The sequence below is a fragment of the Cognatilysobacter terrigena genome, assembly GCF_004361065.1.
GTDB lineage: Bacteria > Pseudomonadota > Gammaproteobacteria > Xanthomonadales > Xanthomonadaceae > Cognatilysobacter > Cognatilysobacter terrigena.
Map to the genome: position 1 here is coordinate 1 of NZ_SELT01000078.1, position 910 is coordinate 910.

Annotated in this window: 3 protein-coding genes; all 3 read right to left on the reverse strand. The window is 61.2% G+C overall.

Annotation, left to right across the window (positions count from 1 at the left end):
- Nucleotides 1-285 (reverse strand): hypothetical protein (locus EVS83_RS15435; protein ID WP_133502076.1); only part of this gene is annotated, 285 nt, incomplete at its 3' end.
- Between the two features lie 58 nt (nucleotides 286-343).
- Entirely contained in the window at nucleotides 344-691 is a 348-nt protein-coding gene (locus tag EVS83_RS15440; protein WP_133502078.1) for a hypothetical protein, read from the reverse strand.
- Between the two features lie 30 nt (nucleotides 692-721).
- On the reverse strand, nucleotides 722-910 hold a 189-nt coding region (locus tag EVS83_RS15975), incomplete at its 5' end, for a hypothetical protein (RefSeq protein ID WP_208108784.1).

A 910-nucleotide genomic window follows, 5' to 3' on the forward strand; every position in this document is an offset into this window, starting at 1 on the left:
AAGCGGCGTCGGCTTGGACGAATCGTTAGGCGGCGCGCCATAGCGCGACAGCAGGTGGCGGCCGACTGCAAGAACACCGACACCGACCACGAAAGTGGGAACACCGCCGATGAGCAAGCTGAAGATGCCGGATCCCATGAGCATGCCCCTCGCGTCCGGCGAGCCGCTCGCATCTGGTACGAGCAGCGAGTAACCGATAGCCCAAAGTGCGACCAGGCTAATCGCAACACCGAGCGCGATGATGAGCCAACCGGCGATTCTCACAAGTTTTGCAATCGTTGCCATAGCGGCCTAACACCTGAGTTAAGACGCGCCGCGAAGCGGCGTCGGCTTGGACGAATTGTTAGGGCGCACTGTCAGGACCAACATTAACCGCCTGCAGCGCTCCCGCCCGCTCGACAAACAGATCGGCGTGAATCAATTGGGCGATGCGCTTCAGATCTAGGACCTGCTGGTCCGTTATCTCGGCGCCACCTGGACGCAGGTTGATCCGGCCGACGTGCAGCTGCGCGTCGAGTTCGACCAGCTGCTCTCGCAGGACCTTGGGCGAGACGGCTCGCTCGTTCAGATTGAACTTTCCATCTGGCTCTGCCACCACCTCCGTAGCACCGGCAAAGCCCAATTGCGGGGCTTCGCCCGCCTTAGCGACGAAGCTTGCAGCGAGTAGAAGAGCGAAGACCAACGGTTTCATAGTTGCCTCCTGTGCGCCCTAACACCTGAGTTAAGCCGCGCCGCGAAGCGGCGTCGGCTTGGACGAATTGTTAGGCCACAGCTTGTACGCCAAAAGCGCAAGCCAAGCAGCTACCGTGAGACGCAGCAGATGTGCACCGGGGTCGAGCGACGGCGTGTGCAAGAGCTGCTCGAGCCAACGCAGCACATGAACCGCAAGCAGGACGATAAGCGCGCCCCA